This window comes from Rhodococcus sp. SGAir0479 (genome assembly GCF_005484805.1).
Lineage (GTDB): Bacteria > Actinomycetota > Actinomycetes > Mycobacteriales > Mycobacteriaceae > Prescottella.
This window is the reverse complement of sequence record NZ_CP039432.1, coordinates 3,777,711-3,803,308: the sequence shown is the minus strand read 5'-3', so window position 1 is coordinate 3,803,308 and position 25,598 is coordinate 3,777,711. Positions and strand designations below refer to the sequence as shown.

The following is a 25,598-nucleotide window of genomic DNA, read 5'->3' as shown; positions in this document are numbered from 1 at the left end:
GGCGGCACACGCCGCCTGCCCCGGCCGTGTCGGCGAGGGTCGTCGGGTACGGACGAGTCACGCCTCGGGCGTCGGTGTGTCCGGGTTCCGGGGGCCGTCGCCCCGCGCCTCGATCGCCTCGACGGTCTTCTTGAACTGCCTTCCCAGGAAACGACTTCCGATGACCCCCAGCGCGGTCGCGAGCATTCGTCCCTTGAAGTTCTTGCCGTCGCGGACCACCACCGCGTCCACGTCGGTTCCACCCGTGGCGTTCTGCGTGAGGGTGTACGTGTGCCCCGATGCGCCGCCCCACAGGTTGGAGTCGGTGGTCGTCAGCACCACCTGGTGCGGGTCGGTCCAGTCGTAGTGCAGGCGTTCCCAGATGCCACTCGAGCCCTCCGTGACATCGGCGTCGTGCGGACCCTGGTGATGGACCTGCAGGTAGCTGTCCGCGCTGTTGCCGAACAACTCCTGCCGTCCCGGGCCGAAATCGGTGAGGCCGGCGACGAACTGCTCGGGCGTCGCGGTGGTCGTCTGATGGAGATGAATGGTGGTCATGACACCTTCCTTGCCAACCGGGGCGTCACGCCGGGCCGGTGCTCGCAGGCGGGCAGCGTTCCGGCGCACTCTCTCGTCATCTCCATCGTGCATCTCTCCGGCAGCGATGGCCACAGCTCGACGGGTGGCCGCACGGGAGTCTCAGCGCAGTAGCAGCGCACCCAACCTGCGGGCGGCCGCCATGACGGCCTCGCCCAGCTTCTGCTCGTCCGACGAGTCGAACACCGAGACGCCGATGCTGACGAGGTCCGTAGGCCGGCGGTTCGGCAGGGCGGCGGAGATGCCCGTCACCGAATGAGTCACCTCCCCGGACGTCACCGCGAAGCCGCGCTCGCGGGCGCGCGTGACCTCCGGGCGTTCGCCCTCGCGGGGCGGCAGGGCGGCGAGCATCGCCAGACCGGCCGATCCCCGGTTGATCGGATCCACCTGACCGGCGTTGAACCCCACGTGGGCGCGCGAGTTCCGCGGCTCGATGACCATGAGTGCGCGAACCGCGTCCTCGCCCTCACGCACCGCGAGGTGGGCGGTCGCCTCCACCGTGTCGGCCAGGTCCTCGAGGATGGGGCGGGCCAGCTCCCGCAGATCCTGCTCCACCGACCCCGCGAGCGTGACCAGTCCCGCGCCCAGCAGGATGCGCTTGTTCTCGGTGCGCCGGCACAGGCGGTGCGCCTCGAGGGTGCGCACGAGGCGGTCCGCGACCGTGCGGTGCACGCCGATGCCCTCGCCGATCTCGGTGATCGTCAGACCGTACTTGTGCTGCGTCAGCAACTCGAGGATCTCGAGGCCGTTGTGCAGCGTTTTCGACATCCGGGAATCCAGCTGGATACCGCCCGTTGTCCCAGGACTTTCGTTCATCCGTTCATCGGAACCGACCGATGCCATGGATCCCTCCCTTGACGCGTGTGAGGCGAGACACCTACTCTTCTTCTTAATCGCACTACGCGTTCGATTATCGCACACTCTGAAGGTGGCGGCAATCCGACCGGAAGGCGTCGGAGAGTGATCTAGGAGTTCGTTTCATGGGAACCGGCATCGCAGGCAGCGCCCGTCCGGACGCAACCGTGTTCGTGGAGATCCATCAGCTCTACGGCCGGCAGAGCCACCTCATCGACGAGGGGCACGCGGACGAGTGGGCGGCCACGTTCACCGCCGACGGCGAGTTCCACTCGCCGAGTTACCCGGCGCCGGTCGTGGGAACGGCGGCCCTCACCGAGTTCGCGCGTGGGTTCTTCGCGAACGCGGCCGTCGCGGGCGAGGCGCACCGGCACGTGCTCACCAACATCGCCGTCGACCGTGTCGGCGACGACGTACTCGAGGTCCATGCCTACCTGCAGATCGTCGCGACCCGGATCGGTCGGGAATCCCGCCTCGTGCGATTCACCACCGTCACCGACCGCGTGGTGCGAGAGGACGGGCAGTGGCGCATCGTGCACCGCACCGTCCGCCGGGACGATCAGGCCCCGCAGTCCTGACACCTCGGGACTCGACAGACGATCACCCCGATTCTTTTGCAGAGCATTGCTTTTGGAGGAACACCCGATCATGACCGAAACCGCTGACACCCAGAACCCGGGCCGCACCGACGCGTCGCAGATGACGGCCCTGTACCCGGAGATGGCGGGCAAGGTCGCCGTCGTCACCGGCGCCGCCCGGGGCATGGGCGCGGCCTTCGCCGCCGGTCTCGCCAGCCGCGGCGTCAACGTCGTCGGCGCCGACATCAACGAAGAGCAGATGACGGCCACCGCGGACGAGATCAACACCGCCCTGGCGGCGAGTTCGCTGGCCGAGACCCCCGGCCGCGTCGTCGGTGCCCGCATCGACGTCACCCAGGCCGCCGAGCACGAGGCCGTCGCTCAGGTCGCGCTGAAGGAGTTCGGCCACATCGACTTCTGGATCAACAACGCGGGCATCTTCCCGTTCGCGCTGGTGGACGAGATCTCCCCCGAGCAGATCGCCGCGGTGCTCGACGTCAACGTCGAAGGTGTGCTGTTCGGTGCACAGGCCGCCTCCCGCCACATGGCGCCGGGCGGCGCGATCGTCAACATGTCGTCGGTGTCGGCACTGCGCATCCGCCGAGGCCGCGGCGCGTACTGCACGTCCAAGGCGGCCGTCGCGCACCTCACCGAGTCGCTCGCGGTGGAGCTGGGCGACAAGGGTATTCGCGTCAACGCGATCGCTCCCGGCTACATCGACACCGAGATGACCCGCTGGGTTCGCGAGGATCCCGCCGCGCTCGAGCACGCACTGAACGTGGTGCCGCTGCACCGCCTCGGGTCGCCGGAGGAGGTCTTCGGGCCGCTGCTGTTCCTGCTCTCGGACAGCGCCCGCTACGTCACCGGCCACTCCATCGCCGTCGACGGTGGTTCGCGCCATGTCTGAGTCGACGTCCGAAGTGATCGGCTACCCGAACGTCGTCCTGGTCACCGGAGCCGCCGGCGGCATGGGCGCGGGCCATGCGAAGGCGCTGGCCACACGGGGCGTGCACGTGTGCGTCGCCGACGTCGCGGACACTTCCGCGGTCATGGCCGAGATCGAGGCCGCCGGGGGCAGCGCGTCGGCGCACGACCTGGACGTCGCCGACTCCGCCGCCTGGGCGCGCGTGATCGACGAGATCCGCTCCGAGAAGGGCGAACTCGGCGGTCTGGTCAACAACGCCGGCATCAGCCGCCGCCGCGAGTTCATGGACACCCCGGACGACGTCTGGGAACTGACCATGCGGATCAACCTGTTCGGACCGTTCTACGGGATGAAGGCCGCCGCACCACTGATGCGGGAGAGCGGCGGCGGATCGATCGTGAACATCTCGTCGATCTCCGGCCAGGTCGGCTACTTCTCGCCGGCCTACGCATCGAGCAAGTGGGGGCTGACCGGGCTGTCGAAGTCGGCGGCCGGACAGTTCGCGCAGTGGGGCATCCGGGTGAACTCCGTCCATCCCGGGCTGGTGGGCACCGCTCTGGTCGGGGGAGCGGACGCCTTCGTCGAGGCCTCACTCCGCAGCATCCCGGCCGGACGCATGGGCACCGTCGACGAGATCACGAACGCGGTGTTGTTCCTGCTGTCCGGCCGGTCCACGTACATGAACGGCAGTGAGGTGACGGTCGACGGCGGCCTGGTGTCCAACGGGCTGTACCACCGCATCCTCGCCGAGACGGGAGGAGTCCTCTCATGAGTGAAGACAACTGGGACGTCGTCGTCATCGGTGGCGGCGGGGCGGGGCTCGCGGCGGCGGTCTCCGCAGCCGAGCAGGGCGCGTCGGTGCTGCTGTTCGAGTCGCAGACCGAACTGGGCGGGTCGACGCAGCTGTCGGCCGGCCTGTTCACCGCGGCCGGCACCAGCGTCCAGCGCGGGCTCGGCATCGAGGACACCGCCGAGAAGTTCTTCCAGCACTACATGGACCTCAACCACTGGATGCTCAAGCCGGGTCTGGTCCGGGCGTTCTGCGAGAACGCCGGCCCGACGCTGGAATGGCTCATCGGTCTGGGCGTGGAGATCCCCGCACGCGAGTCCGCGAACGCGCACATGCCGGGCCTGGCCCAGGCCGGTGTCGAGGACGTCTGGCGCGGACACGTGCCCAAGGATCAGGGCTACGGGCTGGTCCAGGTGCTCGACAAGGCTCGCCGCGATCGGGGCGTCGAGGTGGTCCTGAACACCCGCGTGCAGTCGCTGCTCGTCGAGGACGGCCGAGTCGTGGGCGTGGTGGCCGACGACATCGACGTCCGGGCGGCCGCGGTCGTGATCGCCAGCGGCGGGTTCGCGCAGAACAAGGAGCTGGTCGACCGGCTGTACCCGTTCGCGAACCGGGGCGGAGATTCCCTCTTCGTCGTGGCCGCGCCCGGCAGCCAGGGCGATCACCTGGCGTTCGGCGAGCAGGTCGGCGCGGCCGTCACCGGCGAGGGCTGGGGGCTGATGCTCCCGACGGTGTACTTCCAACGGTTCCACCACTGGCAGTCCGGCTTCCCGCCCAAGTCGCGGATCTACGTCAACGGCGACGGCCGGCGGTTCATGGACGAGGACGCGTCGTACGCGGTCTCCACCGGGATCATCGACGCCCAGCCGGGCGGCGCCTGGGTGGTGTTCGACGAAAGGGCCCGAGCGAATCTTCCTGTGGGATACACTGATTGGGCTCCGGAGCGGGTACTCGACGAAGCCGAGTCCGGACGCACGCTCCGAGCGGACTCGCTCGCCCACCTGGCCGACGCGATGGGCGTGCCCGGCGAGGCGCTCGAGGCGGCCGTCGGGCGGTGGAACGACCAGCTCCCGAACGGGGTCGACGACGACTTCCTGCGCCATCGCACCCTCGCGAACAAGGGCTCCACCGCGCACCCGGACCCGATCGACAAGGGACCGTTCTACGCCGCGCGGTTGCTGCCCGCCGAACTCGTCTGCACCCACGCCGGTGTCGAGATCGACGGCCATGCATCCGTCCTGGACCGGACCGGTCGTCCCGTCGCCGGGTTGTTCGCGGCCGGCGAGGCCGGAGCCGGCATCCTCGGACTCCGGTACGTGGGCGGCGGCAACGCCGTGGCGAACGCCCTCACGATGGGCCGGATCGCCGGAACCAATGCCGCGCGCACCGCACGCGGCGAGTCGACCACATCGACGGCACTGACAACCGCAGGAATCTGACACCTGGTGCGTGCCAGATATTTACAAAGGACCATCCATGCCAACGAACGACATTGCGGCGCCCGCGGTTCGTAACCCCGAGCCCACCCGAGGACCGGATCCCGTGCAGACACAGACCCCGCCGAAGCAGTCCACCGTCAAGGTGGTGCGCGCGGCCATCGTGGGCACCGTCGTCGAGTACTACGACTTCGGCATCTACGGCTACATGGCGACCATCATCGCGTCGCTGTTCTTCGTGTCCGGCGACGACACCGCCGCGTTGCTCGGCACGTTCGCGACGTTCGCGGTCGCGTTCTTCCTCCGGGTGCCCGGCGGCATCTTCTTCGGTCACATCGGCGACAAGTACGGCCGCAAGAACGCCCTGTCCTGGACGATTCTGCTGATGGTCGTCGCGACCGCGGCGATGGGCCTGATGCCGACGTACGTCACGCTCGGCCTCTGGGCGACGGCGATCCTGGTGCTGGCCCGCTGCCTGCAGGGCTTCGCGGCCGGCGGCGAACTGGGCGGCGCCAACGCGTTCGTCTCGGAGTCCGCGCCGGCCGAGTGGCGCGCATTCCAGACCTCGATGGTCAACTCGGGCACCTACCTCGGTTCGCTCGTCGCATCGCTGGTGGCGCTCGGTCTGACCTCGGTGTTCACGGAGGACCAGATCCTGTCGTGGGCGTGGCGCATCCCGTTCCTGCTCAGCGTCGTCATCGGTGTGGTCGGCATCTGGATCCGTAACCACATGGAGGACACCCCGCAGTTCAAGGAGCTCGAGGACAAGGGGGAGACCGCGAAGGTCCCGGTCAAGGAACTGCTCCGCAGCTCGGGCGGGTCGCTGGTGAAGATCATCTTCCTGGGCGCACTCATCACGGGCGGCTACTACATCGCCTCGGTGTACGCCGCGACCTACCTGCAGAAGGCCGGCGGGCAGTCGTCCACCGTCGCCTTCCTGTCCACGTCGCTGGCCCTGGTCCTGGGTGTCATCACGCTCCCGATCGCCGGTTACCTGGCCGACCGCTACGGCCGCAAGCCCGTGCTGTTCAGCGGCACCGTCGCCGCCGTCGTGCTGGGTGTCCCGATGTTCATGCTCATGGCGGGTGGCAGCATCTGGCAGGCGGTCGTCGGGCAGTCGGTGCTGTTCATCGCGGTGTCGGTGGTCAACGGTGCGTCCTACGTGACGTATGTCGAGATGCTCAAGGCGTCGGTCCGCTACAGCGGTCTCGCGCTCGGCAACAACATCACCAACATGGCGCTCGGTGGTACCGCTCCGTTCATCGCCACGTGGCTGATCGACGTCACCGGCGACAACCTCGCGCCGTCGTACTACTTCGTCTTCTGCGCGCTGCTCACCCTCGGGGCGATCTTCTTCGTCAAGGAGACCAAGGGCATCGAGCTCCGCGTCGACTGATCCGTCCCGTCGGGCCCTGCCGGTGTCGCCACCGGCAGGGCCCCGTTCGTACGAGAAGAGAGATGCACATGTCGCTCGACGACAAGCAGGAGATCACCGAGGTCCTCTACCGCTACGCACGCGCGGTGGACCGCAAGGACTTCCGACGGGTCGCGGACTGCTACTTCCCCGACGCGATCGACAACCACGGCGGCTACGTCGGCACCGTGGACGGCCTGATCGAGGACATGAAGTCCCGGCACGCCACGATCGACTCGTCGCTGCACTTCATCACCAACGTGTTGATCGACCTCGACGGCGACACGGCGAACGTCGAGTCGTACTGCCTGTGCTACCTGCGGCAGGCGCCCGCGGTCCCGGGCGGTCCGCAGTCGCGCGCCACCGTCAAGTGCCGTTACGTCGACCGCTTCGAGCGCCGCGACGGGCAGTGGCGGATCGCGGACCGCATCGTCGTGTTCGACGAGTCCGTGACCGACGAGATCGTGGACACCCTGTCCCCCTCCTGGGTGCGATCGCGGCGGTCCCCCGAGGACCCCGTGTTCACCGGAAAGCCCTGACCGAAGGCCACTTCCGGGTCCACGAACGACGAGAGCGCCGACATCGGAGGATGCCGGCGCTCTCGTCGTTCGGTCACTGCAGCCGGGACAGCACCCGGTCGAGGCTGGTGGCGAGCGCGACCGGCGCCTCGAACATCGCGTAATGCCCGGCGTTCGCGAGGACGTCGAGCTCGCATTGTGGCAACTGTTCGAGCCACGTGGCCTTCATCGTCTCCGCGCCCAGCGCCGGATCGTGCTCGCCGACGATCGTGGCGATCGGGATGGTGGTCTGTGGCAGATCCGCGGCGAAATCCGCCCCGGCCCACGCCCGCAGGTACCCACCGACCGCCGGCCGGATCGACTCGTTCACCGAGAACTGCGTCATCCGGCGGAGCCAGTACGGCGACTGGCGGCTGCCGGTCGTGAAGTCGAGGATCGCGTACCGGTTGTCGTCCTCGTCCTCGGCTCCGGAGAACAGCGCCTCGCTGTCCGCGTCGAACGGCACCCCGGACGCCGGTACGGGGCTGACACCGATCAGTGCGGTCACGCGATGGGCGGCGTCCGTCAGCACGCGCAGCGCGGCGGCACCGCCCATCGAGTGGCCGACGAGCGCGAAACGGTCCCAGCCGAGCTCGTCGGCGAGGGTGAGCGTGTCGGCCGAGATCTCTGCGAGCGTGAACTCGCCCGGCTCGTCCTTGCGGGCGCCGTAGCCGCGGTAGTCGAGCAGCGCGTAGGTGTAGACGTCGGGGTCGATCAGCTCGGGCAGCATGCCCCAGCCCTCCGCGGTTCCGAACCAGCCGTGCAGCGCGATCACCCTGACGGGACCGTGCCCGACGACCTTGTGCGCGATTGCCATTCGAGTGCTCCTCACCTGGTCGGCTGAAGGGTCCCTGCACGCGCTGACCGCGCATGAAGGGACCCTTCGGCTCATGCGACGTCGTCGAGCTCGACGCCCTTGGTCTCCCGGCTGAAGGCGAGGGCGATCACCGTGATCGCCATCGTGATCACCAGGTAGCCGACCACCATACCGACACCGAAGTTCTCGATGAGCCACACGGCGATGAAGGGGGCCGGGGCGCCGGCGATGATCGACGATCCCTGGAAGACCAGCGACGATCCGGCGTAGCGGTACCGCGTCGGGAACAGCTCGGTGATCCACGCGGCCTCCGGGCCGGCGAGCATGCCGTGGAAGAACGCGCCCACGCACACACCGATCCACAGCATCGGCAGGCTCTCGAGCTGTACCAGCCAGAAGAACACCGGCGCCCACACCACCAGGACGATCGCGGGCACCAGCATCGCGGTCTTGCGGCCTACGCGGTCGGACCACGCGCCGCCGCCGATCATGCCGACGAACTGGAACAGCGACGCGAAGGTCACGGCCATGATGATGTCGCCGCGGTGGAAGTCGAAGTACGTGGTCGCGTAGGCGATGACGAAGACCGTGTACACGTAGAACGCGATGTTCTCACCGAGGCGCATGCCCAGGCCGGTGAGGACGGCACGCGGCCGCGAGAGTGCCTGGAGGATCGACGACCGCTCCTCTGCCACCGGGGCGGCCGCGGCCTTCTCCTGCGCGGCCTTGAAGACCGGGGACTCCTCGACGCCGCGGCGCACCCAGAAACCGATGATCAGCAGCGGGATCGCGAACAGGAAGGCGGCGCGCCAACCCCACTGGTCGAACGCCTCGTCGGAGAGGAACAGGCCGATCACCGACACCACGACGGTGGCCAGGACGGTGCCCATGGGTGCACCGGCCTGCGGCCAGGACGCCCAGAAGCCACGCTTCTTCGGCTCGCCGTACTCGCTGACCAGCAGCACCGCGGCGCCGAACTCGCCACCCAGTGCGAAGCCCTGGATCATGCGCAGCACCACCAGCAGCACCGTCGCCCAGATGCCGATCTGGTCGTACGTCGGCAGCAGGCCGATCGCCGCGGTCGCGGTGCCCAGCATGAGGAACGTGGCGACCAGCATCGGCTTGCGGCCGAACTTGTCACCGAGGTGCCCGAAGACGATGCCGCCGAGCGGGCGGGCGACGAAGCCGAGGCCCTGAGTGGCCAGGGCCAGCAGCAGCTTGGCGACACCGTCGTCGCCGGGGAAGAACAGCGGACCGAGAACGGTCGCGGCAAGGATGCCGTAGATGGCGAAGTCGTACCACTCGAGCACGGCCCCGGCCATGCTGCCGGTGAGGACACGCTTGAAGCTGGACTTGGGTGGCTGATCGGTCACGCTCTGGCCCGGCGGCACGTCGGCCCCGGTGACGGTCGGTGATCCCATGACGGATCCTTTCGGGTGCTGGAGAAGGGGGAGGGGAGAGGGGTCAGAGCGCGAGGGTGATCTTCTTGCCGCACGCACGCGAGCAGCAGGTCATCATCGTCTTGTTCTGAGCCCGTTCGGTTTTGGTGAGCACCATGTCGCGGTGATCGACCTCGCCGTCGAGGACGGGGGCTTCGCACGATCCGCACAGCCCCTCCTCGCAGTCGCTCTGGATGTCGATGTTCGACGCGCGCAGGGCGTCGAGCACCGTCTGGTCGGCGGCCACCTCGATGGTCAGCCCGGAGTCGCGCAGCTCCACCTCGAACGCGTGCTCGTCGGCCGGGTCGAGCGTGGCCAGGTTGGACGTGAAGTGCTCGACGTGCAGGGATTCCTCGGGCCAGTGCGCGGTCGCGTCCTCGAGCGCGGTGAGCAGACGCTCCGGACCGCACGAGTAGATCTGGGTGCCGGGAGTCGGCGTCGCGAGCAGGGCCGCGATGTCGAGGCGGTCGCCCGCCGCGGCCGCGTGCACCGTGAGCTTGTCGCCGTGGTCGGCGGTGAGGCGGTCGAGCAGTGCCATCGTCGTGACATCGCGTCCGCAGTAATGGATCTCGTAGTCCTTGCCGGTGGCCTTGGCGTGATCGGCCATCGCGACGATCGGCGTGACGCCGATGCCGCCCGCCACGAAGATGTAGCGCCGAGCCTCCGCGTCGAGCTTGAAGTGGTTGCGCGGTCCGCGCATCTTCAGCGTGTGCCCGACCTGCAGCGTGCGGTGCACGTAGCGGGAACCGCCGCGGCTCTCGGGCTCCTCGAGCACCGCGATCTCGTAGTGCGACAAGTCGTTCGGGTCACTGCACAGCGAGTACTGCCGCGACAGGTCACCCAGTTCGACGTCGATGTGCGAGCCGGGAGTCCACCGTGGCAGCGCCTTGCCCGACGGATCGGCCAGTCGCACGCGCAGGACACCGTCGGCGGCGGTGGTGAGCGCGTCCACCGTCACGGTCCGCGAGATGTTGGTCTTCGACGGCTCCCCGATCTTCACCGGCCGGCGATCGTCGAGGATCGACGGGTCGGAGCGCTCGGGGTTCTTCTCCGGATCCCACTGCACCCACACGTGATCCGGACCTCGGAACGACGTGTTGGGCAGGTAGGTGAACTCTTGATCGGGGACCAGTTCCATGTGCGGGAGCCGCTTGGTGAACTCCTCGAGGAAGATCTGCATCTCCATGCGGGCGAGGTTCTTGCCCATGCACTGGTGGCTGCCGTACCCGAACGTCAGGTGGTCGCTGGAGTTCTCGCGGCGGATGTCGAAGTCGTCGGCGCCCTCGAAGTGGCGCTCGTCGTGGTTCGCGGACGACGTGACGATCAACAGCTTGGAGCCCTCGGGGATGTCGATGCCGCCGATCGTGGTGTCGGCGGTGACGAGGCGGCGCCACGCGGCCACCGAGCCCGAGTGGCGCAGGCACTCCTCGACGGCGTTCGGGATCAGGCTCGGATCGGCGCAGATCTCCTCCCACACGCTGCGGTTCTCCAGCAGCAGACGGAAGGCGTTGGCCGACGCATTGGCGGTGGTCTCGTGTGCCGCAACGATTCCCGCCATCATTATCGAGTGCAGGTACGAGTCGGTGACGACGTCTGGATGTTCCTGCTGGACCCGGATGCCGTACGGCATCCAGCCGTGCCCGGACGGGTCCTTGCGCATCTTGTCGAGCACCTGACCGGCGTACTGCCAGAACTTGCCGACCGCCTCGGCGACCGCGACCTGCTCCTCGACCGCGGGCCGTCCCCACGTGTTGACGGTGTGCGCGATCGAGTAGCTGCGCAGCTCGTCCATGTCCTCCTCCGGCACGCCGAGGAAGTGCAGCGCGACGGTGAGGGGGACCTCCCACAACATCTCGTCGACCAGGTCGGCCTTGCCGGACTCGACGAAGCGGTCGACGTACTCGCGGGTGAGGCGGCGAACCATCGGCTCGTGGTGGACCAGTTCCTTGGGCGTGAACGGGTCCATCAGCGCCCGACGCCGGGGCATGTGCGCGGGCTCGTCCTCGTTCACGAGGGTGCGCGACATCGCGTAGTCGTACTTCGCCAGCGTCGCGGTCGCCTCGTCCGAGACCGGGGTGATCTTCTCGAGTGCGATCGAGGGCGAGAACAGGATGTTGTCCCGGAAGACGGCCTTGACGTCCTCGTACCGGGTCACCACCCAGTAGCCGATCTCGGGGCTGAAGAACACCGGCTCCTCGTCGCGCGACCAGCGCAGCGACGCCGCCGGGTCCACCTGGTAGGGGCCGGTGAACGGATCGAAGGCGGCGGCATTCGCGGAAACCGGGCAGCCCGTGGACTGCAGGGCCGAGTGGTCGATAGGGCATGCGCTCATGACTGGCATCTCCGTTTGTCGATCTACGCTGAGCTGCGAAGTTACTAATAACGCACACCGTGTAGCGGTGAGCGAACTCGTGACAGAGTAAGGGCGGTCACATTCACGGTCAAGTGCGGATCGGATAACGAGACCTCCGGTCGGTCCGGAGGTAGGGGTACAGGGCGGATCGCCGAGCCCGGCACCGCGATTCGCGCCCTTCCCGCGCGGGTTCGCGCGACACGTGCGCGGACGCCCGGGGGAGCGTCAGACGCTGATGAGGTGTTCGATCTCGCGCGCGGTGCGCTTGACGGCGTCCGCGGCGCGCTCGGTGTCGAGGCCGTCGATCGCGACCACACCGACACTGCGTTCGAGACCCGCGCTCGAGCCGAAGCCCTGCGGGAGCGCGATGCCCGACGCGATGCCCACCGCGCCGTGTTCGAGCTGTCCGCGGGTGAGGCTGTAGCCGTCGGCGCGGGCCTGGCGAACGACGTCGGAGTCGGACGGCGACTCGGGGCGCAGCGCCAGGATCGCGATGCCGGCCGCGCCGCGGTCGATCGGATGGCTGCTGCCGACCCGGTAACCCACGCGCAGCAGCGTGCCCTCCGGCTCGGCTACCATGATCACGACGCAGTTCTGGCCCTGAGCTGCGGAGACGAACGCCGTCGCGCGCGTCTCGTCGGCGAGGGCGTGGAGCACCGGCTGGACGTCACCGGCGAACTGGGGCTCGAAGCGGGACGCGAGCACCGCGGCCGCCACGCCCAGCCGGATCCGGCCGTCGGCGGTGCGCGCCACCAGCGAGTGGTCCTCGAGTGTCGCGACGATGCGGTAACAGATGGCGCGGTGGACATCGAGCTCCCGGGCCAGATCGGCCACCGAGATGCCGGACGGCGACTGCGCCACGATGTCGAGCGCACGCAGCCCGCGGTCCAGGGTCTGCAGTGTGCTCATGGGTGTCCTTCGCGGGTCCGGGGTTTCAATCCTTTGTACAGACTCTCCCCGCGCGAGGGCCAACGCCCGGCGACCCAGCGGACATCGGCTCCCGGGGGCGGCGAGGGGGCAGCGGGAAGATAGTTCACAGATATACTATTTGCGTGAGTTATCCAGGACCGTCGGGCCGGCGCCCGGGTGCCGTGAGCCGCGATAGTGTGGGGCGCATGGACGACGGGCACGGTGCGGTGGAGGAGTCGGTGACGCCCGGCTCGCTCGACTTCTGGTCGTTCATCGATCTCGCCAGCAGGCGGCTGAGTACCGAGTTCGGCTCCACTCATCAGCTGGCCACCCAGGTGTTGCTCACGCTCAACCGGGCGGCCAACGTCGTCACCTACGACCTGGAGTCGTCGGTGCACCGGCCCCGGGGGCTGTCGTGGTCGGCATTCCGGCTGATGTTCGTGACGTGGCTGGCCGGCCCGATCGAACCCAAGAGCGCCGCCAAGCTCACCGGCATGAGCCGGGCCGCGGTCTCGAATCTGACGAAGACGCTGGAGGCCGCCGGGCTGCTCGAGCGCACTCCCGACGCCCACGACGGGCGCTCGGTACAGCTGTCGCTCACCGAGAAGGGCCGCGCCGAGATGGCCGCGACCTACCGTGAGCACAACGAGCGTGAGTACGCATGGGCGAGTGTGCTCACCGAAGCTGAACAGCACATCCTCGTCATGCTGCTCGACAAGCTCATCACCAATCGCAGCCAGTTCGACGTCCGCGGCCGCAACTGACCTCGCCGGGACCCGTTTCCGCGCGACGAGTGCGCACGACGCAGGGTGGGCGGGCGGCTCGACGCGACAAGTGCGCACCACCCGGGGGACGGGCGTGACGAATCCCGCCCGTGTGGTTGCGCTCACGCGCCCGAACTAGTTAATCTGTTTACTAACCGCGGAGAGGGACCGGCGGCCGTGACGATCACGCCGCGCTGCTGTTCCGCCGACGGTGACAACCACAGCCCGTGAACGGGCGCGAGCACACCAGGAGGCCCGGCCATGGCGTTCTACCGTCAGCTCGGCAACATCCCGCCGAAGCGTCACACCCAGCATCGGGACTCCGACGGCCGGCTCTATTTCGAGGAGCTGATGGGCGAGGAGGGCTTCTCCTCCGACTCGTCGCTGCTGTACCACCGCCACATCCCGTCGGCCATCGTCGACGCGACCGTGTGGGAGCTGCGCGACCAGACGACCACGCCGAACCATCCGCTCAAGCCGCGACACCTGAAGCTGCACGACCTCTTCCCCGAAGAGATCTGGGCCGAGACCGACGTGGTCACCGGACGCCGGCTGATCCTCGGCAACGCCGACGTGCGGATCTCGTACGTCGTCTCCGCCAAGGAATCGCCGCTGTACCGCAACTCGCTCGGTGACGAGATGGTGTACGTCGAGTCCGGCGAGGCGATCGTCGAGACCGTGTTCGGTGCGCTCCGCGCCCGCCAGGGCGACTACGTCCTGATCCCGATGTCGACCACCCACCGCTGGGTGCCACAGGGTTCGGAACCGTTGCGCGCGTATGCGATCGAGGCGAACAGCCACATCGTGCCGCCCAAGCGCTACCTGTCGAAGTTCGGGCAGTTCCTCGAGCACGCGCCGTTCTGTGAACGCGACCTGCACGGCCCCGCGGAGCCGCTCCTCGCGGAGGGCACCGACGTCGAGGTGCTCGTCAAGCACCGTGCCGGCGGCGCGATCGTCGGCACCCGCATGGTGTACCCGAACCACCCGTTCGACGTCGTCGGGTGGGACGGCTGCCTGTACCCGTACACCTTCAACATCTCCGACTACGAGCCCATCACCGGTCGCGTGCACCAGCCGCCACCGGCGCACCAGGCGTTCGAGGGCAACAACTTCGTCATCTGCAACTTCGTGCCGCGCAAGGTCGACTACCACCCGCTGTCGATTCCGGTGCCGTACTACCACTCCAACGTGGACTCCGACGAGATCATGTTCTACTGCGGCGGCGACTACGAGGCCCGCAAGGGCTCGGGCATCGGGCAGGGCTCGATCTCGATCCATCCCGGCGGCCACGCCCACGGTCCGCAGCCGGGCGCGTACGAGCGCAGCATCGGTGTCGAGTTCTTCGACGAGCTGGCGGTCATGGTCGACACCTTCCGTCCGCTCGAGCTCGGTGAGGGCGCGCTGGCGTGCGAGGACGAGGGCTACGCGTGGTCCTGGTCCGGGCGTGGGCCGGCTTCGACGCAGTCCGGGCGGGGGCCGAGCAAGTGACCATCTCTCCGTTGCTGACCGGTCTGTGCGACGACGCGGCGCTGTTCCCTCCGGGCAACGCACCGATGGACACCGCGGTCCCGGCGCACCTCGCGCACGAGCGCAGCGCGCACGCCGCACTGGTGGGTCCGTTCGTGTTCCCGGCGCCGCGCCTGGGTGAACTGCCCGCCATCGTCGCGGAGCAGGACGGTGAGCTCGACCTGAGCCTCACCGTGCCTGCCGGCACCGACGCGGTGCCTGCGGCGCTCGCGCAGCTGCGTTCGATCGACGGCGTGAAGCTCGTGGCGATGGAGATCGCCGTCGCCGAGGGGCAGACGCCGGATGCCCTGCTCGCGGCTCTCGACGAGATCGCCTCGGCTGCACCGGGAGTGGACATCTTCGTCGAGGTCCCGCGCGACGAGCGCCGTCCCGAGATCCTCGCCCGGCTCGCCGGGACGGCGTACGCCGCGAAGTTCCGGACCGGCGGCGTCGTCGCCACCGCGTACCCGGACGAGGCCGAGCTCGCCGCCGCCATCCACGCCGTCGTCGGCGCGGGCGTGCGGTTCAAGGCGACGGCCGGCCTGCACCACGCGGTGCGGAACACGGACCCGGACACCGGATTCGAACAGCACGGCTTCCTCAACGTCATGCTGGCGGCCCACCGGGCCGCCGGCGGCGCGGGTGTCGACGAGATCGCGTCGACACTGGCGGACCGGGACGGGAAGCGCCTGGCAGACCGATTGAACGGGCTGTCGGCCGAGGAAGTGGAGGCGCTGCGCGCGAACTTCATGTCCTTCGGCACCTGCAGCATCAGTGACCCGCTGACCGAACTGGTCGGCCTCGGACTGGTGCCCTCAGCATCCACCGAGCCCTCCGCGCCTACGGGTTCGGTGGATTCCAACTCGATCGACGAAGGAAGCCGCGCATGACCGTCATCTCGATTCCTGCCGATTCCCTGTTCGGTACCGACAACCTGCCGTACGGCGTGTTCTCGACCGCCGATGCGGGCCCGCGGGTCGGCGTGCGCGTCGGCGACAGCGTCGTCGATCTCGCGAAGGTGCTCGGCGACGACATCTTCGCCCAGCCGACGCTCAACGCGTTCATGGCCCAGGGCCGGGACCGCTGGGTCGAGGTCCGTGCCCGGCTCACGGAGCTGGTGACCGGCGAACTCGCCGACGATGCGGTCTTCGCGGTCGACGAGGTCACGATGCACCTGCCGATCACGGTCGCGGACTACGTCGACTTCTACGCGTCGGAGAACCACGCCACCAACCTCGGTCGGCTCTTCCGTCCGGATTCGGCTGCGCTGATGCCCAACTGGAAGCACCTGCCGGTCGGCTACCACGGCCGCTCCAGCACCGTCGTGGTCTCGGGTGTCGACATCGTGCGCCCGTGCGGCCAGCGCAAGGCGCCGGCCGACGCAGCCCCCACGTTCGGTCCGTCGGTCCGCCTGGACATCGAGGCCGAGATGGGCTTCATCGTCGGCGTCGGATCGCCGATGGGCAGCTCGATCACCCCGGACCAGTTCGCCGAGCACTGCTTCGGCGCCGTGATCCTCAACGACTGGTCGGCGCGCGACATCCAGGCATGGGAGTACGTCCCGCTGGGGCCCAACCTGGGCAAGAGCTTCGCGACGTCCATCTCCCCATGGGTCGTGCCGCTGCTCGCGCTCGAGGCTGCCCGCGTCGACACCCCGGTGCAGGATCCGACCCCGCTGCCGTACCTGCAGGGGCAGGAGAAGTGGGGTCTGGACATCGATCTCGCGGTGGAGTGGAACGGCGACGTCGTCTCCCGCCCGCCCTACGCCCAGATGTACTGGTCGCCAGCACAGATGCTGGCGCACACCACCGTCAACGGTGCCGCGGCGAGCACCGGGGACCTGTTCGGTTCCGGCACCATCTCGGGTCCCGAGAAGGCGCAACGAGGCGCCTTCATCGAGTTGACCTGGGGCGGCGCCGAGCCTGTCGAGGTGGCCGGGGAGCAGCGCACGTTCATCGAGGACGGCGACGAGATCTCCATCTCGGCGACCGCGCCCGGTACGAACGGCGGCCGCATCGGCTTCGGTGAGGTCCGCGCCCGCATCCTGCCCGCCACCGGTGGTGCCCGATGAGCAAGGTCGTCGCAACCGCCGCCGAGGCCGTCGCCGACATCGCGGACGGATCGTCGCTCGCGGTGGGTGGTTTCGGGCTGTGCGGCATCCCGAACGAACTCATCGCGGGTCTCGCGGATCGGGGTGTGACGGGACTCGAGGTGTTCTCGAACAACTGCGGTGTGGACGACTGGGGTCTGGGAACGCTGTTGTCGGCCGGACAGATCCGTCGGGTGACCGCGTCGTACGTGGGGGAGAACAAGGAGTTCGCGCGGCAGTACCTGTCGGGTGAGCTGGAGGTGGAGCTGACCCCGCAGGGCACCCTCGCCGAGCGGATGCGTGCGGGTGGCGCGGGTATCCCGGCGTTCTACACGCCGGCCGGTGTCGGCACTCCGGTGTCCGAGGGCGGTCTGCCGTGGCGCTACCACGCCGACGGCTCGGTCGCGGTCGCGTCGCCGCCCAAGGAGACCCGCGAGTTCGGCGGCAGGACGTACGTGCTCGAGGAGTCGATCGTCGCGGACTTCGCACTGGTGCACGCCGAGATCGGCGACACCGAAGGCAACCTCGTGTTCGCCAAGACCGCCATGAATTTCAATCCGTTGGCGGCGATGGCGGGCCGGACCACCATCGTGCAGGTCGAGAAGCTGGTGGAGCCGGGTGAGCTCGATCCCGCACAGGTGCACCTGCCCGGCGTGTTCGTGCAGCGGGTGGTGCACACCGGCATCCAGGACAAGCGGATCGAGAAGCGGACGGTGTCGGCATGAGCTGGTCACGTGAGCAGATGGCCGCGCGCGCCGCGGCCGAGATGATCGACGGCGAGTACGTCAATCTGGGGATCGGGTTGCCGACCCTGATCCCGAACTACCTGCCCGCAGGGGTGAAGGTGGTTCTGCATTCGGAGAACGGCATCCTGGGTACCGGCCCCTACCCGACGGAGGACGAGGTCGATCCCGACCTCATCAACGCCGGTAAGGAGACCGTGACGGTCAACCCCGGTGCCGCGTTCTTCGATTCGGCGTTGTCGTTCGGCATGATTCGCGGTGGCCACATCGACACCGCGGTCCTGGGTGGCATGCAGGTCTCGCGACACGGCGACCTGGCCAACTGGATGGTGCCGGGCAAGATGGTCAAGGGTATGGGCGGCGCCATGGATCTGGTGCACGGTGCCCGGCGCGTCATCGTGGTCATGGAACACACCGACCGCGATGGCGGCGCCAAGATCGTCGAGCAGTGCACGCTGCCGCTGACGGGTAAGGCGGTGGTGCAGCGCATCATCACCAACCTCGGCGTGATCGACGTACGGGACGACGCCCTGGTGCTGCGGGAACTCGCGCCCGGCGTCACCGTGGAACAGATCACGTCCGCGACCGGCACCGAGCTGGCCGTAGAGCTGGACGGCGACGCCGCCTAGCTCCCCGATCGCCCGTCCGGCCCGAACCTCCCCCCCATCGGGCCGGACGGGTTTCCCGTCTCCGGGGGCGCGACCGCTTCCGCGATGAACCGGGCGGCGCGCTCGAACTCGACGTTCATGTCGCGGACGGTGTCCTGGCGCCAGTACCGGATCGTCGTGACGTACACCGCGGTCACCATCTGCGAGAGGAATCGCAACGAGTAGTCCCGGCGCACCTCCCCGCGCGGGATGCCGGCCTCGAGGATCCGTCCGAACGCGACGATGAAGCGCTCCGTGCGGGCGGCGCTCTGCGCCGGTGTCGCGAGATCGCGATCGAGTTCGCGCGTGGTGGCACGGAAGTACCGCTCGAGGGTGACGGCGGCCTCGACGACGTCGTCGAAGAGCGAGTGGATCCGCTCGGCGGTGGTGAGATCCCGGGCCAGCAGGTCGTCGATGATGCCCGGCAGCTTGTCCATGTGCGTCCGGTGCAGCGCAGCGAGGACGGCGTCCTTGTTCTCGAAGTAGTTGAAGAACGTCCCGCGGGACACGCGGGCCGCGGTGACGATGTCGTCGATGGTGGTCTGGTCGAAGCCGTTCTCGGCGAACAGCGCGCGGCTCGCGTCGAGCAGACGTTCGCGCGTCATGCGCTTGCGTTCCTCGCGCCGCGTGCTGATCTCGCGACCGTCCGTCATGTCCGCCCCCGCGTGTGTTTCCCCGGTGCTTCCGAACCGGTGGTTCCGACGAGAAAAAGATACCCGGAGTTATGTTGGTCCGCGGGGGAAGTTCGCAAAACCGACATCCGCGCTGTCCGGCGTCACGGCCGGGGCGCGAGCGACTCCGCCGCGTATCGAGCCGCCTTGCCGAAGCCGTCGGCGAGGTCGTAGTCCGGGTCCTGGCGCCAGTAGCGGATCGTCGAGACGTAGACGGCCGCAACCATCTGAGCCAGAAAACGGGGCGGGTAGTCGGTTCGTACCTCGCCGGCCGCGATCCCGGGTTCGAGAATGCGCAGGAGCTCGTCGTTGAAGCGTTCGGTGCGCTCGACGCTGATCTCGGGGGAGGCGAGGTCGCGCTCGAGTTCGCCCGTCACCGCCCTCAGGTATCCGGGCAGTTGTTCGGTCGAGCGGACGAAATCGGCGAACAGGGCGCCGATCCGGTCCGTCGTCGTCAGCTCCCGCACGAGGAGCTGGTCGATCACGCGGGCCATCGAATCCATGTGGCTCGCGTGCAGCGCCGAGAGCAGCTCGTCCTTGCTGGGGAAATAGTTGAAGAACGTCGCGCGGGAGACCCCTGCCCGGTCCGCGATGTCCTCGACCGTGGTGCTGACGACGCCGCGTGCGGCGAACAGTTCGCGCGCCGCGTCGAGCAGTCTCCCGCGGGTCTGCTGCTTGTTGCGTTCGCGGCGGCTGAGTGTCGTGGGCTCGTTCATGTCCTCCGAACTTCCCCGTCGACGGCGCCCTCGAGCCGGGCGTCGAGCCGATGCAGTGTTCCTGTCAGGGCAAATGGCACCCGACAGTCTTCGCCGAGGGGCGTGTCCCTGTCCAATCCGACACCGCCGGGCCGTCCACGTGGGCCCGCCGGAAAGTGTGGCAGAACGTGTTCCCAAAAACTAGACTTGCGTCTATCTTTAGCCTCCAGTCGAAAAAGTGCGGCAAGCGCGGCTTTCGCCGCCGGATCCGTGCACGATTCGGGACGGAGGCGATCATGGGCGGATCCGTCGGGCCCCTCGTGGCTGCGGACGAGTACTTCACCCACCGGATCGTGGAGACGTTCGCGTCGGTGTCGCAGACCGACCACTCCTGGACCGAGAAGGTGTGCCTGATGGCGGCGGCGAGGGACGGGTCGCTCCAGATCGGTTTCGGATTCGGCAAGTACGTCAACCGCAACGTCGTCGACGGGTACGCCGGTGTGGCGCGCGGGACCGAGCAGTGGACGGTGCGCACGAGTCGGGAGTTGGCCGCCGACCCGGACTCCGTGGACGTCGGCCCGATCCGGTACGAGATCCTCGAACCACTGCGCCTGATCCGAGTGGTGCTCGAACTCAACGACGTTCAGCCGGTCGCCTTCGATCTCGTTCTCCAGTGCACCGTTCCGTGCGTCACCGAGGAACGGGAGGACCGCCGTAACCTCACCCGCTACCGGCGCACCGTCGACCGGATCCGGTACCACCAGGCGGGGGTCGTGGCGGGTCCCGGGGTCGAGACGGAGGCGACGCGATGACAGTGCGGTACGAGCGCCGCGACCGGATCCTCGTGATCCACATCGAACGCGAGGAACGGCGCAACGCGATCGATCGCAGGACGGCCGAGGGGCTGGAGGAGGCGTTCGACCTCCTCGACGACGACCCGGACCTGTGGGCGGGCATCGTGACCGGCACGCCGCGCATCTTCTCCGCCGGCACCGACATCCGGGAACGAGCCGATCTGCGGATGCCCCGCGGCGGCGAGTACGGCATCATCCGCCGCAAGCGCGCCACACCGCTGATCGCCGCTGTCGAGGGGTACGCGCTCGGTGGCGGATTCGAGATCGCGCTGGCCTGTGACCTCGTCGTCGCGGCCCGCACCGCCGAATTCGGCCTGCCCGAAACCCGCCGGGGTCTCGTCGCGTCGTCCGGCGCGTTGTTCCGGGCGCCGCGCGCACTACCGGTCAACGTCGCGCGCGAGCTGATGATCACCGGACGCACACTGTCGGCCGAGCGGGCCCACACCCTCGGGGTCGTCAACGAGGTGACCGAAGACGGGGCCGCACTGGCCGGGGCGCTGCGGATGGCGCACGAGATCTGCCAGGCGTCGCCCGTAGCGGTTCGCGAGAGCCTCCGCGCGTTAGATGCGCAGTTCGCCGCCGCGGACGAGCGCGGCTGGGACGCCACCGCCGACGCGCTGCGGACGGTCCTGGAATCGGACGACTTCCGGGCCGGTATCGAAGCGTTCGAGCAACGCAGTCTGCCGATGTGGACCGGGCATTAGAAGATCTGTGCCACAACCGAATACGAGTTTTCCCGAACCGGGCCACACCGTGGCCCGGCCCGTCGTCGTGCATGCTGTCGGCCGCGAATCCGAGTTCCGCTGCGGTGCGCCGATCTCGCACTATTGACGCGTGTCAATTTTGTACCTACGGTGTGAGGCACGTCACGACCACCTCGAACGGAGCACGATGGCGAAACCCACCACCTGCATCATCGGAGCCGGAATCAGCGGTCTCACGGCCGGCAAGATGCTCACCGACTACGACATCCCCTACGAGTGCTTCGAGAGCTCCGACCGGATCGGGGGTAACTGGGCGTTCGGGAACCCCAACGGTCATTCGAGCGCCTACCGGTCGCTCCACATCGACACCTCGAAGCACAGGTTGTCCTTCAAGGACTTCCCGATGCCCGAGGAGCTTCCCGACTTCCCGCATCACACCGACATCAAGCGGTACCTGGACGACTACGCCGCCGCGTTCTCGCTGCTGGACCGGATCCGGTTCGAGAACGGCGTGGAACACGCCGAGCGTCTTCCCGGCGGCGGCTGGCGGATCCGGACCCAGGACGGGGAGACCCGCCGGTTCGACTTCCTGGTCGTCGCCAACGGGCATCACTGGGATCCCCGGTTCCCGAACTTCCCCGGCGAATTCACCGGCGAGTCGATCCACTCGCACGCCTACATCGATCCCGAGACGCCGCTGCATCTGCGCGACAAGCGGATTCTCGTCGTCGGGCTGGGCAACAGCGCGGCCGACATCGCCGTCGAACTGTCCCAGCGCTCACAACGCAACAAGGTGACCATCTCCACCCGCTCGGGGGCGTGGATCGTTCCCAAGTACGCGTTCGGGGTCCCGGCCGACACGCTGATCCAGACGATCCCGCAGATCCCACTGTCGTGGCAACGTCGACTGGGCCGGCGCGGACCGATCTTCCTGTCGGGTCGGCCGGAGAGCTTCGGGCTCCCGACGCCGGACCACCACTTCGGGGAGGCCCATCCCACGCAATCCCAGGAACTGCTGGTGCGCTTCGGTTCCGGCGACGTGGACGCGAAGCCGAACATCGAACGCCTCGACGGTGAGACCGTGCACTTCGTGGACGGGACCAGCGCGGGCTTCGACGTCATCATCTACGCGACGGGATACAACATCACCTTCCCGTTCTTCGACGAGGATTTCCTGAGCGCGCCCGGCAACCAGTTCCCGCTCTACAAGCGGATGTTCAAGCCCGGCGTCGACGACCTCGCGTTCATCGGGTTCGCGCAGTCGGCACCCACGCTGTTCCCGTTCGTCGAGTGCCAGTCGCGCACGCTCGCCGCCTACCTCGCCGGCACGTATCGGCCGCCGGCGGAGGCCGAGATGCACCGCGTCATCAAGGCGGACGAGGAGCGCTTCGTCGGGCACTTCAACAACCGTCCGCGCCACACCCAGCAGGTGGACTACTACATCTACGAACACGAGATGCGGACCAGGGAGCTACCGGCCGGACTGGCCCGGGTACGCAAGGAGGGAGCCGTCCGGTTCGCGGGTGTCCCGGCATGATGGGAACCCGTACGCCGTAACCGACCGGAGAGCCGACACATGAGCACCCGCCCCGCCGCCGACGAACCGCGCACCCGGAGAGCGCACAAGGGCGAGGAGCGCCGGGCGGCGATCCTCGAAGCCGTCGAGACGTTGCTCGAGGACCACACGCTGGACGAGATCAGCATCAACGACATCTCGCGCGCGGCGGGGGTCACCCGGTCGGGCTTCTACTTCTACTTCGACAACAAGGCCAAGGCCGTCGCGGCACTGTCGCGGACGGTGTACCGGGAGATGCAGGACGGTGCGCGTGCCTACCTCGACCGGGTGGGCAGCCCGCGGCAGATGATCGAGGGCTTGATCTCCGAGGTGATCGCGACCTGGGAGCGGCACCCCAATCTGTATCGGGCACTGCGCGACGCGCGCGACCGCGACCCGTCGGTGCGTCAGATGTGGGACGACGACCGGTCCAGCTACGTCGACCCGGTGGCGGCGGTGATCGATGCCGAACGGGAGTCCGGTCGGGCGGTCGCCGGCCCGGACAGTCGGGCACTCGCCGTGGTTCTACTCGACATGAACGACCGCGCCGTCGAGAGTCTCTCGCGCGGCGGACCGGGGGCGCTCGCGCCCGATGCGGCCCGCGAGGCTCTGGTTGCGGTGTGGCTCAACACAATCTATGGGAGCAAACAGTGACACGTACCGATGTGGACATCGCCGTTGGTGGGACCACCTGCGCGGCCTGGCACTACCGCGGGGAGGGTGACGCGTTCCGAACCGCGGCGGGCCGGCCGTGCGTCGTGATGGCGCACGGCTTCGGGGGAACCGTCGATTCCGGGCTCGAGGGGTTCGCCGAGGGCCTCGCCGCGGCCGGACTGGACGTGCTGGCGTTCGACTACCGCGGGTTCGGCCGCAGCGGCGGGGCGGTGCGCCAGACCATTTCGATCGCCGATCAGTTGGAGGACTACGCCGCGGCCGTCGCCACCGCGCGCGGCCTGGACGGGGTCGACGCCGACCGCATCGTGGCCTGGGGGGTGTCGCTGTCGGGTGGGCACGTCCTGAGCCTGGGGGCCGCCGACGACCGTCTGGCCGCTCTGATCGCGCTCACCCCGGCGACCGACGCACGTGCCGCGTCGGCGGCGTCGATGCGGCACTACAGCCCCGGACACCTGGCGAAGAGTTCGTGGGCGGCTCTGCGCGACAGGGTGGCCGCCGCGCGCGGCGCACACGGCGTCACGATCCCGCTCGCCGGCCGCCCCGGGGAGGTCGCCGCGCTCGCACTGCCGGGCATCTACGAGGACTACCGGTCGATCGCGGGGCCGAGCTGGCGCAACGAGGTGTCCGCGCGCTCCTTCCTCGAGATCGGTTCGTACCGGCCCGTCACGGTGGCGAAGAACGTGACGGCGCCGCTGCTGGTGCAGATCGGCGACCTGGACCGCAGCGCCCCGCCGCACGCCGCGGCCAAGGCCGCCGAACGCGCCCGGGCCGAGGTGCGGCACTACCCGTGCGACCACTTCGACGTCTACCCGGGCAAGGAGTGGTTCGAGCGGGTGCTCGAGCACCAGATCCTGTTCCTGCGCCGGCATCTCGCGGCCGCACCCGAAGCCGCTGGCGTCCCCGCCGTCGTCGCCGGGGAGGTGGACGATGCGCGCGTTGCAGCTGGTTGAGCACGGACGCATCGCCGTCGTGGACACCGACGTTCCCGCGATCGGTCCGGGTGAGGTGCTGATCGAGGTGGCGGGCGCCGGACTGTGCCACTCCGACATCCACGTCCGGCACGCACCGGCGTCGATGATGCCGCCGCCCATGACGCTGGGACACGAGACCGCCGGCCGCATCGCTGCACTCGGCGACGGGGTGGACACGTTCGCGGTGGGGGACGCGGTTCTCGTCTTCCTGGTGTGGAGTTGCGGAACGTGCCGAGCGTGCGTGCAGGGGCGGGAGAACTCGTGCGAGCGATCGCCGGGACGGCAGGGTCTGCCGCTGTGCCCCGGTCTGGCCGCGCACGGCGGTATGGCCGACTACATGAAGGTGGACGCGCGTTTCGTCGAACCCCTCGGCGACGTGGACCCGGTGACGGCGGGCCCGCTCGCCGACGCCGGTCTGACGACGTACCACGCGATCGACGGCGCCCGCGACCGGCTCGGCCCGGGCTCGACCGCGCTGGTGCTGGGCATCGGCGGCCTCGGCCACACCGCGGTGCAGATCCTCGCGGCCACGACGGCGGCCCGGATCGTCGCGGTGGACTCGGCGGAGCAGAAGCTGGAACTGGCGACCACGTTGGGCGCCGACCACGCATTCGCCTCCGACGCGTCGTGCGTCGAGAAGATCCTCGAGCTCACCGACGGGCTCGGCGTCGACGCCGTCTTCGACTGCGTGGGGGTCCAGGCCACCGTCGACATCGCCACCCGGGTGATCGGGCGGGACGGTGCGCTGCGCATCCTCGGTCTCGGCGGCGGTGGTTTCGACTGGACGGGGTTCGCGTTGCCGTGGGGCGCGAGCGTGCGGACGAGCTACGCCGGGACGCGTGCGGACCAGCGTGCGGTGATCGACCTCGCGCGGCGGGGGCTCGTGACGATCGAGGCCGAGACGTTCCCGCTCGACGACGCGGTCACGGCGTTCGACGCCCTCGAGGCCGGCAGGATCAAGGGCCGAGCGATCCTGGTCCCGGGCGGCCGCTGAGGCCCTCCGCAAGCGCCGAACGGGAGTTCACGGCACGCTCTCACCGGAAAGGCGTGCCGTGAACTCCCGTTCAGGGGTGGA

At 68.7% G+C, this 25,598-nt stretch carries 26 protein-coding genes; 18 read left to right on the top strand and 8 right to left on the bottom strand.

What is annotated here, in order from left to right; translation table 11 throughout:
- Positions 1 to 57 precede the first annotated feature (57 nt).
- Positions 58 to 537, bottom strand: a complete 480-nt coding sequence (locus E7742_RS17555; RefSeq protein ID WP_137800111.1) for a hypothetical protein — start codon at positions 535 to 537, stop codon at positions 58 to 60.
- A 141-nt stretch (positions 538 to 678) separates the two neighbouring features.
- Positions 679 to 1,344 carry an IclR family transcriptional regulator gene (locus E7742_RS17550; RefSeq protein ID WP_441346862.1) on the bottom strand — a complete coding sequence of 222 codons (666 nt, stop codon included), beginning with the start codon at positions 1,342 to 1,344 and terminating at the stop codon, positions 679 to 681.
- Between the two features lie 212 nt (positions 1,345 to 1,556).
- Here E7742_RS17550 and E7742_RS17545 point away from each other — a divergent pair, with 212 nt between their 5' ends.
- The 6 genes from E7742_RS17545 to E7742_RS17520 all read left to right on the top strand — a co-directional run bounded on the left by E7742_RS17545 (position 1,557) and on the right by E7742_RS17520 (position 7,113).
- Positions 1,557 to 2,009 (top strand): nuclear transport factor 2 family protein, encoded by a 453-nt coding sequence (locus tag E7742_RS17545; RefSeq protein ID WP_137800109.1) that lies wholly within the window; start codon positions 1,557 to 1,559, stop codon positions 2,007 to 2,009.
- A 70-nt stretch (positions 2,010 to 2,079) separates the two neighbouring features.
- Positions 2,080 to 2,916, top strand: coding sequence for an SDR family NAD(P)-dependent oxidoreductase (locus E7742_RS17540; RefSeq protein WP_137800108.1), 837 nt, complete (start codon positions 2,080 to 2,082; stop codon positions 2,914 to 2,916).
- The gene (locus E7742_RS17535) at positions 2,909 to 3,706 is read left to right on the top strand and encodes an SDR family NAD(P)-dependent oxidoreductase (RefSeq protein ID WP_137800107.1); all 798 of its coding nucleotides are present in this window, start codon (positions 2,909 to 2,911) and stop codon (positions 3,704 to 3,706) included. Before E7742_RS17540 ends, E7742_RS17535 begins: the two co-directional genes overlap by 8 nt.
- The gene (locus E7742_RS17530; protein ID WP_137800106.1) at positions 3,703 to 5,163 is read left to right on the top strand and encodes an FAD-dependent oxidoreductase; all 1,461 of its coding nucleotides are present in this window, start codon (positions 3,703 to 3,705) and stop codon (positions 5,161 to 5,163) included. The genes E7742_RS17535 and E7742_RS17530 overlap by 4 nt, the downstream gene beginning before the upstream one ends.
- 37 nt (positions 5,164 to 5,200) lie before the next feature.
- Entirely contained in the window at positions 5,201 to 6,556 is a 1,356-nt protein-coding gene (locus E7742_RS17525) for an MFS transporter (RefSeq protein ID WP_175420519.1), read from the top strand.
- A 68-nt stretch (positions 6,557 to 6,624) separates the two neighbouring features.
- Positions 6,625 to 7,113, top strand: coding sequence for a nuclear transport factor 2 family protein (locus tag E7742_RS17520; protein ID WP_137800105.1), 489 nt, complete (start codon positions 6,625 to 6,627; stop codon positions 7,111 to 7,113).
- Between the two features lie 73 nt (positions 7,114 to 7,186).
- Here the strand turns inward: E7742_RS17520 and E7742_RS17515 are convergent, their stop codons facing one another.
- The 4 genes from E7742_RS17515 to E7742_RS17500 all read right to left on the bottom strand — a co-directional run bounded on the left by E7742_RS17515 (position 7,187) and on the right by E7742_RS17500 (position 12,649).
- Positions 7,187 to 7,948 carry an alpha/beta fold hydrolase gene (locus E7742_RS17515; protein ID WP_137800104.1) on the bottom strand — a complete coding sequence of 254 codons (762 nt, stop codon included), beginning with the start codon at positions 7,946 to 7,948 and terminating at the stop codon, positions 7,187 to 7,189.
- Positions 7,949 to 8,019: 71 nt separating this feature from the next.
- On the bottom strand, positions 8,020 to 9,369 hold the full coding sequence (locus E7742_RS17510) for an MFS transporter (RefSeq protein ID WP_254699051.1): 1,350 nt from the start codon (positions 9,367 to 9,369) through the stop codon (positions 8,020 to 8,022).
- Positions 9,370 to 9,412: 43 nt separating this feature from the next.
- Entirely contained in the window at positions 9,413 to 11,719 is a 2,307-nt protein-coding gene (locus E7742_RS17505; protein ID WP_137800103.1) for a cytochrome P450/oxidoreductase, read from the bottom strand.
- A gap of 246 nt (positions 11,720 to 11,965) precedes the next feature.
- The gene (locus E7742_RS17500) at positions 11,966 to 12,649 is read right to left on the bottom strand and encodes an IclR family transcriptional regulator (RefSeq protein ID WP_137800102.1); all 684 of its coding nucleotides are present in this window, start codon (positions 12,647 to 12,649) and stop codon (positions 11,966 to 11,968) included.
- Between the two features lie 206 nt (positions 12,650 to 12,855).
- Between E7742_RS17500 and E7742_RS17495 the strand changes: the two genes are divergently transcribed.
- From E7742_RS17495 to E7742_RS17470, 6 genes are all read left to right on the top strand, one after another.
- Positions 12,856 to 13,413, top strand: coding sequence for a MarR family winged helix-turn-helix transcriptional regulator (locus E7742_RS17495; protein ID WP_137800101.1), 558 nt, complete (start codon positions 12,856 to 12,858; stop codon positions 13,411 to 13,413).
- 261 nt (positions 13,414 to 13,674) lie between these two features.
- Complete coding sequence (locus E7742_RS17490; RefSeq protein ID WP_137800100.1) at positions 13,675 to 14,901, top strand: homogentisate 1,2-dioxygenase; 1,227 nt, start codon at positions 13,675 to 13,677, stop codon at positions 14,899 to 14,901.
- Positions 14,898 to 15,809, top strand: a complete 912-nt coding sequence (locus tag E7742_RS17485; protein WP_137800099.1) for a hypothetical protein — start codon at positions 14,898 to 14,900, stop codon at positions 15,807 to 15,809. Before E7742_RS17490 ends, E7742_RS17485 begins: the two co-directional genes overlap by 4 nt.
- Positions 15,806 to 16,990: a fumarylacetoacetase gene (fahA, locus tag E7742_RS17480; RefSeq protein ID WP_137800098.1), complete on the top strand. Its 1,185-nt coding sequence runs from the start codon at positions 15,806 to 15,808 to the stop codon at positions 16,988 to 16,990. The genes E7742_RS17485 and fahA overlap by 4 nt, the downstream gene beginning before the upstream one ends.
- Complete coding sequence (locus E7742_RS17475) at positions 16,987 to 17,733, top strand: CoA transferase subunit A (RefSeq protein ID WP_137800097.1); 747 nt, start codon at positions 16,987 to 16,989, stop codon at positions 17,731 to 17,733. The genes fahA and E7742_RS17475 overlap by 4 nt, the downstream gene beginning before the upstream one ends.
- Positions 17,730 to 18,380 (top strand): CoA transferase subunit B, encoded by a 651-nt coding sequence (locus E7742_RS17470; RefSeq protein WP_137800096.1) that lies wholly within the window; start codon positions 17,730 to 17,732, stop codon positions 18,378 to 18,380. Before E7742_RS17475 ends, E7742_RS17470 begins: the two co-directional genes overlap by 4 nt.
- Here E7742_RS17470 and E7742_RS17465 read toward each other — a convergent pair.
- On the bottom strand, positions 18,377 to 19,051 hold the full coding sequence (locus E7742_RS17465) for a TetR/AcrR family transcriptional regulator (protein WP_137800095.1): 675 nt from the start codon (positions 19,049 to 19,051) through the stop codon (positions 18,377 to 18,379). The two genes, E7742_RS17470 and E7742_RS17465, sit on opposite strands and share 4 nt — an antisense overlap.
- A gap of 122 nt (positions 19,052 to 19,173) precedes the next feature.
- Positions 19,174 to 19,785: a TetR/AcrR family transcriptional regulator gene (locus E7742_RS17460; RefSeq protein WP_137800094.1), complete on the bottom strand. Its 612-nt coding sequence runs from the start codon at positions 19,783 to 19,785 to the stop codon at positions 19,174 to 19,176.
- Positions 19,786 to 20,060: 275 nt separating this feature from the next.
- Between E7742_RS17460 and E7742_RS17455 the strand changes: the two genes are divergently transcribed.
- From E7742_RS17455 to E7742_RS17430, 6 genes are all read left to right on the top strand, one after another.
- Positions 20,061 to 20,576, top strand: coding sequence for a hypothetical protein (locus E7742_RS17455; RefSeq protein WP_175420518.1), 516 nt, complete (start codon positions 20,061 to 20,063; stop codon positions 20,574 to 20,576).
- On the top strand, positions 20,573 to 21,322 hold the full coding sequence (locus E7742_RS17450; protein WP_137800093.1) for an enoyl-CoA hydratase-related protein: 750 nt from the start codon (positions 20,573 to 20,575) through the stop codon (positions 21,320 to 21,322). The genes E7742_RS17455 and E7742_RS17450 overlap by 4 nt, the downstream gene beginning before the upstream one ends.
- Positions 21,323 to 21,509: 187 nt before the next feature.
- On the top strand, positions 21,510 to 22,859 hold the full coding sequence (locus E7742_RS17445) for a flavin-containing monooxygenase (RefSeq protein ID WP_137800092.1): 1,350 nt from the start codon (positions 21,510 to 21,512) through the stop codon (positions 22,857 to 22,859).
- Between the two features lie 39 nt (positions 22,860 to 22,898).
- The gene (locus E7742_RS17440; protein ID WP_137800091.1) at positions 22,899 to 23,531 is read left to right on the top strand and encodes a TetR/AcrR family transcriptional regulator; all 633 of its coding nucleotides are present in this window, start codon (positions 22,899 to 22,901) and stop codon (positions 23,529 to 23,531) included.
- Positions 23,528 to 24,502 (top strand): alpha/beta hydrolase, encoded by a 975-nt coding sequence (locus tag E7742_RS17435; RefSeq protein ID WP_441346861.1) that lies wholly within the window; start codon positions 23,528 to 23,530, stop codon positions 24,500 to 24,502. The genes E7742_RS17440 and E7742_RS17435 overlap by 4 nt, the downstream gene beginning before the upstream one ends.
- On the top strand, positions 24,480 to 25,517 hold the full coding sequence (locus tag E7742_RS17430; RefSeq protein WP_137800090.1) for an NAD(P)-dependent alcohol dehydrogenase: 1,038 nt from the start codon (positions 24,480 to 24,482) through the stop codon (positions 25,515 to 25,517). The genes E7742_RS17435 and E7742_RS17430 overlap by 23 nt, the downstream gene beginning before the upstream one ends.
- Positions 25,518 to 25,598 lie beyond the last annotated feature (81 nt).

What these genes read in the sequence shown, in the direction of transcription:
- E7742_RS17535 (WP_137800107.1), top strand. Translation starts at nt 2,909, where the DNA reads ATGTCTGAGTCGACGTCCGAAGTGATCGGCTACCCGAACGTCGTCCTG.
- E7742_RS17440 (WP_137800091.1), top strand. Translation starts at nt 22,899, where the DNA reads ATGAGCACCCGCCCCGCCGCCGACGAACCGCGCACCCGGAGAGCGCAC.
- E7742_RS17540 (WP_137800108.1), top strand. Translation starts at nt 2,080, where the DNA reads ATGACCGAAACCGCTGACACCCAGAACCCGGGCCGCACCGACGCGTCG.
- E7742_RS17465 (WP_137800095.1), bottom strand. Translation starts at nt 19,051, where the DNA reads ATGACGGACGGTCGCGAGATCAGCACGCGGCGCGAGGAACGCAAGCGC.
- E7742_RS17490 (WP_137800100.1), top strand. Translation starts at nt 13,675, where the DNA reads ATGGCGTTCTACCGTCAGCTCGGCAACATCCCGCCGAAGCGTCACACC.
- E7742_RS17505 (WP_137800103.1), bottom strand. Translation starts at nt 11,719, where the DNA reads ATGAGCGCATGCCCTATCGACCACTCGGCCCTGCAGTCCACGGGCTGC.
- E7742_RS17550 (WP_441346862.1), bottom strand. Translation starts at nt 1,344, where the DNA reads ATGTCGAAAACGCTGCACAACGGCCTCGAGATCCTCGAGTTGCTGACG.
- E7742_RS17555 (WP_137800111.1), bottom strand. Translation starts at nt 537, where the DNA reads ATGACCACCATTCATCTCCATCAGACGACCACCGCGACGCCCGAGCAG.
- E7742_RS17450 (WP_137800093.1), top strand. Translation starts at nt 20,573, where the DNA reads ATGACAGTGCGGTACGAGCGCCGCGACCGGATCCTCGTGATCCACATC.
- E7742_RS17495 (WP_137800101.1), top strand. Translation starts at nt 12,856, where the DNA reads ATGGACGACGGGCACGGTGCGGTGGAGGAGTCGGTGACGCCCGGCTCG.
- E7742_RS17455 (WP_175420518.1), top strand. Translation starts at nt 20,061, where the DNA reads ATGGGCGGATCCGTCGGGCCCCTCGTGGCTGCGGACGAGTACTTCACC.
- E7742_RS17515 (WP_137800104.1), bottom strand. Translation starts at nt 7,948, where the DNA reads ATGGCAATCGCGCACAAGGTCGTCGGGCACGGTCCCGTCAGGGTGATC.
- E7742_RS17430 (WP_137800090.1), top strand. Translation starts at nt 24,480, where the DNA reads ATGCGCGCGTTGCAGCTGGTTGAGCACGGACGCATCGCCGTCGTGGAC.
- E7742_RS17530 (WP_137800106.1), top strand. Translation starts at nt 3,703, where the DNA reads ATGAGTGAAGACAACTGGGACGTCGTCGTCATCGGTGGCGGCGGGGCG.
- E7742_RS17475 (WP_137800097.1), top strand. Translation starts at nt 16,987, where the DNA reads ATGAGCAAGGTCGTCGCAACCGCCGCCGAGGCCGTCGCCGACATCGCG.
- fahA (WP_137800098.1), top strand. Translation starts at nt 15,806, where the DNA reads ATGACCGTCATCTCGATTCCTGCCGATTCCCTGTTCGGTACCGACAAC.
- E7742_RS17545 (WP_137800109.1), top strand. Translation starts at nt 1,557, where the DNA reads ATGGGAACCGGCATCGCAGGCAGCGCCCGTCCGGACGCAACCGTGTTC.
- E7742_RS17470 (WP_137800096.1), top strand. Translation starts at nt 17,730, where the DNA reads ATGAGCTGGTCACGTGAGCAGATGGCCGCGCGCGCCGCGGCCGAGATG.
- E7742_RS17520 (WP_137800105.1), top strand. Translation starts at nt 6,625, where the DNA reads ATGTCGCTCGACGACAAGCAGGAGATCACCGAGGTCCTCTACCGCTAC.
- E7742_RS17445 (WP_137800092.1), top strand. Translation starts at nt 21,510, where the DNA reads ATGGCGAAACCCACCACCTGCATCATCGGAGCCGGAATCAGCGGTCTC.
- E7742_RS17460 (WP_137800094.1), bottom strand. Translation starts at nt 19,785, where the DNA reads ATGAACGAGCCCACGACACTCAGCCGCCGCGAACGCAACAAGCAGCAG.
- E7742_RS17500 (WP_137800102.1), bottom strand. Translation starts at nt 12,649, where the DNA reads ATGAGCACACTGCAGACCCTGGACCGCGGGCTGCGTGCGCTCGACATC.
- E7742_RS17525 (WP_175420519.1), top strand. Translation starts at nt 5,201, where the DNA reads ATGCCAACGAACGACATTGCGGCGCCCGCGGTTCGTAACCCCGAGCCC.
- E7742_RS17510 (WP_254699051.1), bottom strand. Translation starts at nt 9,369, where the DNA reads ATGGGATCACCGACCGTCACCGGGGCCGACGTGCCGCCGGGCCAGAGC.